This is a genomic window from Thermococcus sp., assembly GCF_026988555.1.
GTDB lineage: Archaea > Methanobacteriota_B > Thermococci > Thermococcales > Thermococcaceae > Thermococcus.
Map to the genome: position 1 here is coordinate 1 of NZ_JALSLB010000004.1, position 4,999 is coordinate 4,999.

At 53.6% G+C, this 4,999-nt stretch carries 8 protein-coding genes; 2 read left to right on the forward strand and 6 right to left on the reverse strand.

What is annotated here, in order from left to right; genetic code table 11:
• On the forward strand, positions 1–766 hold a 766-nt coding region (locus MVK60_RS00235), incomplete at its 5' end, for a hypothetical protein (protein ID WP_297435245.1).
• Between the two features lie 196 nt (positions 767–962).
• Here MVK60_RS00235 and MVK60_RS00240 read toward each other — a convergent pair.
• From MVK60_RS00240 to MVK60_RS00255, 4 genes are all read right to left on the reverse strand, one after another.
• On the reverse strand, positions 963–1,487 hold the full coding sequence (locus tag MVK60_RS00240) for a ferritin family protein (RefSeq protein WP_297435256.1): 525 nt from the start codon (positions 1,485–1,487) through the stop codon (positions 963–965).
• A complete protein-coding gene (locus MVK60_RS00245; protein ID WP_297435247.1) occupies positions 1,441–1,851 on the reverse strand; it encodes an iron-sulfur cluster assembly protein in 411 nt (136 codons plus the stop codon). The genes MVK60_RS00240 and MVK60_RS00245 overlap by 47 nt, the downstream gene beginning before the upstream one ends.
• A 2-nt stretch (positions 1,852–1,853) precedes the next feature.
• Positions 1,854–2,213, reverse strand: a complete 360-nt coding sequence (locus MVK60_RS00250; protein ID WP_297435249.1) for an iron-sulfur cluster assembly protein — start codon at positions 2,211–2,213, stop codon at positions 1,854–1,856.
• Positions 2,214–2,287: 74 nt separating this feature from the next.
• Positions 2,288–2,827 carry a ferritin family protein gene (locus MVK60_RS00255; RefSeq protein ID WP_297435251.1) on the reverse strand — a complete coding sequence of 180 codons (540 nt, stop codon included), beginning with the start codon at positions 2,825–2,827 and terminating at the stop codon, positions 2,288–2,290.
• Positions 2,828–2,999: 172 nt separating this feature from the next.
• On the opposite strand from MVK60_RS00255, the gene MVK60_RS00260 reads away from it, so the two are divergent.
• Positions 3,000–3,524 carry a ferritin gene (locus MVK60_RS00260; RefSeq protein WP_297435258.1) on the forward strand — a complete coding sequence of 175 codons (525 nt, stop codon included), beginning with the start codon at positions 3,000–3,002 and terminating at the stop codon, positions 3,522–3,524.
• 48 nt (positions 3,525–3,572) lie between these two features.
• Here the strand turns inward: MVK60_RS00260 and MVK60_RS00265 are convergent, their stop codons facing one another.
• Both MVK60_RS00265 and MVK60_RS00270 read right to left on the reverse strand, forming a co-directional pair.
• The gene (locus MVK60_RS00265; protein WP_297435253.1) at positions 3,573–4,022 is read right to left on the reverse strand and encodes a peroxiredoxin; all 450 of its coding nucleotides are present in this window, start codon (positions 4,020–4,022) and stop codon (positions 3,573–3,575) included.
• Positions 4,023–4,068: 46 nt separating this feature from the next.
• Positions 4,069–4,944: a thiamine pyrophosphate-dependent enzyme gene (locus MVK60_RS00270; protein ID WP_297435254.1), complete on the reverse strand. Its 876-nt coding sequence runs from the start codon at positions 4,942–4,944 to the stop codon at positions 4,069–4,071.
• Positions 4,945–4,999: the final 55 nt, after the last annotated feature.

The window sequence follows — 4,999 nt, forward strand, 5'->3', positions numbered from 1 at the left end:
GAGACTCATCGCAAAGGCCGTCGTTGCCATGCCCGAAGTCCAGCACGCCCTTAAACACGGCTTCGTGTACATAGCCACCGGTACAACAGCGGCCTATGTGGCCGAGGAGATACTCGGGGAGAGGATAGAGAAGGAGAAGTGGACGGTTGGCGTTATAAGCAAGGGCAGAACCTGTGTTACACCGAAAAAAACCTGGCCAAAGCACCTCGTCCTCTACAAGGGTGAGCCCTTCGACGACCCGCTTGAGGCCCTGAAGCAGATGGGACCGAAGGACGTGTTCATCAAGGGGGCAAATGCCATAGACATCAACTGGAACGTGGCAGTTTTCGCAGCAGCTCCAGATGGCGGAACCATAGGGAAGACCTTCGGATGGACAATAACCAAGGGAGTCTTCACAATAACGCCGGTAAGCCTTGAAAAGTTCGTGCCGACACCGGTCGAGGAGAGCGCCAAGCTCACCGGCATCTACTCCTTCGACTGGGGAACCGGGCTTTACTCCGCACTCGTACCGATACCCCACTCCCATCCCGTTACGGAGGTTGAAGCTTACGGGATTCTGGCAGGTGTTGAGGCCATACCGATAGCGGCCGGCGGAGCGGGCGGAGCTGAGGGGAGCGTTACCCTCGTCCTTGAAGGGGACGATGAAACTATGGAGAGGGTGAAGGAGATAACCAAAGCGGTCAAGGGTGAGCCCTATCTGGAGCCCTACACAGAGGACTGCTCGGTCTGTCCGTTCGCCAGGATATGCGGCCTTGGAAGCCTTTGATGAATCCTCTTTCAAGAATCCCTTTTTAAATCTCCCGTTTCTCTTTTCTAATGGGGATGAGGGGATGGACGAGCTTGAGAGGATAAGGGGGAAGAAGATGCGTTCATGGGGATTCCGAACTTCGCCGAGTTCGAGAGAGGGTGGATGAAAAGCCGGGTCTCCAACCCGGCATATCATGAGGAAAAACCAGAAGGACTCAAGGACCGACGTGCATCATCTGACTGTACATCTCCCAGTCAAGGAGCAGTTCGTACTCAGCCCTGAGGGTATAGTAGTGGCCTTTCTCCATATCACTGAGGTAGCGCATAAGTCTTTTCCTGTCCTCTTCCCCCACCATTCCCTCTATCTCCTCATAGAATTCGGCTGCTATCTCTTCGGCCCGCATGGCCCAGCGGATGAGCTCTATTACATCCTGTACTCCTTGGAGCTCCCTAGCGACGGGTTTGAGCTCAGGCCCCACATGCTCCGAGGGGAAGACAATTTCTTTATCCGGGAACATCGTGGAGTACATCCTCCTGAGGAGGACCTCGTGCTTTTCCTCTTCTCCAGCCAGCCACTCTATTTTCTCCTTCAGCGCGGGGATATCAACCCTACTGGCGAGGCTTTCATAGAATTTTCTAGCGCCAATCTCAGCTTTTACTGCCATACCAAGGAGTTCCTCAAGGGAAAATTCCTTAACTTTCTTGAGGGGAATCCCCTCGTCCAGTTCCGGTGGAACCATCTTCATCACCCCATTCCTCGAGCAAAAGTCCGAGTTCGTTATACACTTCAATCCTCTTAAACCCTTCCTCCCGCAGGATGTCAACGATGTCGATGAGGATCCTTCTCTGGACGTTTATCGCGAGCATCCGACAGGCGTGGCATTCGGGTGTTGAGCGGGCCATGAGAAGGAAGACCTGGATCTTCTCCCCCTCAACGGTCAGGCCGTAGAGAAGGCCTTCGTCCACTATGTTCAAACCCGTTTCCGGATCCTCGACTTCCCGAAGGACACCTACAACGCTTCTTACCTCCGGCGGTAGGTCTTCTCTGGGTCCTTTCTTGGGAGCCCGCCTTTGAGTGGGCTTGAACACTCCAAACAGGCCCATTCTCAGACCTTCTCCTGGTTTATGTCTTCGATTTTATAGCCCTTCCTGTTCTCAAAGATACCTACGGGGTTGTTTTTGAGGTCGTATACGTAGACGTTCTGAAACTTCACCAGGGCAAAATGCTCCATGATATCCCCTATTATCCGGGAATACGCTAACGCACTTTCCCCGGTTATGTTGTACTCCGCGTGGCTCTCGAAGTTGAGCCAGACCTTCAGAGTCTCGTCCGAGACTTCCAGCCCCGCGATGACACCCGAGTCCAGCACATCCCCCCCTGTGATAGGGTCAGGCACCTTGGCGAGCTCTTCGAGAACGGCTCTGTAGTGCTCGGGCCAGTCACGGTCGGGCATGTAAACCTTCAATTTTTCTCACCAGCGAAACCTCTGGTTGTCCATTTATAAGCTTTCCTGGGCAGCTTTGAGTAAACCTGCTCTCCTCACACACCTTTATGACGGCTCAGGAGAACCTCAAGCTGGTTCCCGAAGAACTCCACCGGTGCGTTTATGTATTCAGGCTGTCCCTGGGTCACGTCCTCCAGGTATTCCGAGTGACTCCTTATGGCGGCATAGTGGGCCTTCTCCTGCGCTGCCAGGAAACCAAATATCTGCTCGTGCTCCGGGAGCCGCTTCTTGAGGTGGCCGTATATTCTCTCCGCAGTTTTTTCATTAACAAGGGCGACCTGCATGGCCTCTATAAGGTTCGCAACGGTCTCAACCCTCACCGCCGTCTCCGCGAGCGGTATGCCCTTTGGAACGACGTAGTTTCTGTCACCAAAAAGCCTCTCGTGGAGCTTGAGAAGGATCTTCTTGTGTCCTTCCTCCGCCGTGGCTAGGTCGTCGAAGAACCTTCCAAGGAGCTCCCCACATTTGGGGGTCAGATTCTTGTAGAAGTTCCTTGCATCCTCCTCCGAGGCTATGGCATAGCCAAGAACCTCCTTTGGGGGAAGCCTTGCCAATCTATCAACAACATCATCCATATAACATCACCCTATCCACGTTATTCATTGAAGTATTTAAACATCCCGAATGAGCAAAATGAAAATTCGAGTAGAAAATTAGCGTGTTAGCAACGAAAACGGAGCAGTTAGCGTGGGGGGTTCAGAGGATAAACTTAAGAGGTTTGACTTCAAACTAAGAGTGGTGATGCAGATGTTGAGTGAAAGGATGCTTAAGGCCCTAAACGAGCAGGTGACGAAGGAACTCTTCTCCGCCTACTTCTATCTTGGTATAGCCGCGTACTTCAAGGACAAGGGCTTCGATGGCTTTGCGAACTGGATGGAGGCTCAGGCCGAGGAGGAGCTCGGCCACGCCATAAGGATATACGACTACGTTTTTGAACGGGGTGGAAAGGTCGAGCTTGGAAGAATTGAGATGCCCAAGCAAGACTTCGCCAGTCCATTGAAGGCCTTTGAGGCGGTTTACCTCCACGAGGTCGGCGTTACAGAGTCGATATATAAGCTAGTGGACATAGCCGAGGGAGAGAAAGACCGCGCCACCTACCAGTTCCTCCAGTGGTTCATCGAGGAGCAGGTGGAGGAAGAGGCAACGGCCAAGGCGATAGTGGACAAGCTGAAGATTATCGGCGACAACCCTCAGGGCCTTTTCATGCTCGACAGGGAGCTTGGCCAGAGGCAGGCGAGGCTCAGGAGCCTGTTAGTCCAGTCAGGGCAATGATTTCTTTTCTTCCATTTGTTTCGGCGGTAGAAATATAAATAAGGGAATTCACGCCTTCAGAAGTCCAGGAATCTCCCCTAAGTCCGGCACTTCCCTTATCGGATAGACCTTGAAGAACGCAACCTTTCCTTCTTCGTCTATGAGGACGTTTGCCCTCTCTGAGAAGCCCTCCTTTTCGCGGAACAGGCCGTAGAGCTTCGCAACAGCTCCGTGCGGCCAGAAGTCGCTCAGAATCCTGAGCTTTTTAAGACCGATGTGTTCGGCCCAGGCCTTCTTACTCGGCACGGCGTCGACGCTTATCCCGACGGGAACGACGTTCAGGCCCTCAAAGAGTTCGTAGTTCTCCTCTAGGGCCTTCATCTGCTTCTCGCATATCCCAGTCCACGCCAGCGGGTGGAAGGACAGCAGGACCTTCTTCCCCCTAAAATCGCTCAGCCTGAAATCCTCACCGTTCTGGTCTCTAAGAACGAAATCCGGGGCATATTCTCCAATCCTCATGATGAGGCACCTCCAGTGCTCTCAAATTAGAAAAATGAAAGATTCCTCAGGCCTTCTTGTCCTCGAAGAACTTCTCAACGAGGTCGAGTCTCGGCTCGCGCTTCCAGAGGGGTCTTTTATCGGTTCTGTATGCAGGAACGCTCTCCTCAAAGGTCGGCTTCTCGTTGACGTAAAAGATTCCCAGGGGGAGTGGGTCGGTCTCTATCGCGCGCTTAAAGGCCTCCTCCCTGTCGAAGGGCCCATCCTCCATCCAGTAGGTGTGCTCCCTGTACCAGGCGTAGGTGTTCACCTTGTTGAAGCTGACGCAGGGGTGGAGGATGTCAACTATCGCGAGACCTTTGTGCTGGATGGCTTTCTTGATTATCTCCACGCTCTCCCTGAAGTGGCCCATGAAGGTTCTGGCGACAAAGGAGGCGTTCATGGCTATCGCCAGAGCAACCGGGTTGAAAGGCTCCTCAAAGACTCCCCAGGGCTGGGTTGGAGTTTTCATTCCGACCATCGTCGTCGGCGACGCCTGCCCCTTCGTGAGGCCGTATATCTGGTTGTCGTGGATTAGGACGGTTATGTCGGGGTTTCTCCTGGTGGCGTGGAGCAGGTGGTTGCCACCTTCGGCGTACATGTCGCCGTCTCCGCCCTCTGCTATGACCGTCAGCTCTGGATTAGAGGCTTTGACACCGGTCGCTATCGGTATCGCCCTGCCGTGTAAAGTGTGGTAGCCGTTGGCGTTGATGTAGTGGGGCATCTTAGCTGCCTGTCCGATTCCACTGATTATAGCTACTTCGCTCGGCTTCAGGCCAAGCTCGGCTAAGGCTGAGATAAGAATGTTCCTTATGCCGAAGTTTCCACAGCCGGGACACCAGGCTATATCCTTGCTCCCTGGCCTCTTGGGTTCAAAGGCCTCCCTGCCGGTTGGAAGGTTCATTCTACCACCCCCTTCAGAGCATCAAAAACCTCTTCCACCGAGAACGGCCTCCCGT

What these genes read in the sequence shown, in the direction of transcription:
- MVK60_RS00255 (WP_297435251.1), bottom strand. Translation starts at nt 2,827, where the DNA reads ATGGATGATGTTGTTGATAGATTGGCAAGGCTTCCCCCAAAGGAGGTT.
- MVK60_RS00240 (WP_297435256.1), bottom strand. Translation starts at nt 1,487, where the DNA reads ATGGTTCCACCGGAACTGGACGAGGGGATTCCCCTCAAGAAAGTTAAG.
- MVK60_RS00260 (WP_297435258.1), top strand. Translation starts at nt 3,000, where the DNA reads ATGTTGAGTGAAAGGATGCTTAAGGCCCTAAACGAGCAGGTGACGAAG.
- MVK60_RS00245 (WP_297435247.1), bottom strand. Translation starts at nt 1,851, where the DNA reads ATGGGCCTGTTTGGAGTGTTCAAGCCCACTCAAAGGCGGGCTCCCAAG.
- MVK60_RS00270 (WP_297435254.1), bottom strand. Translation starts at nt 4,944, where the DNA reads ATGAACCTTCCAACCGGCAGGGAGGCCTTTGAACCCAAGAGGCCAGGG.
- MVK60_RS00265 (WP_297435253.1), bottom strand. Translation starts at nt 4,022, where the DNA reads ATGAGGATTGGAGAATATGCCCCGGATTTCGTTCTTAGAGACCAGAAC.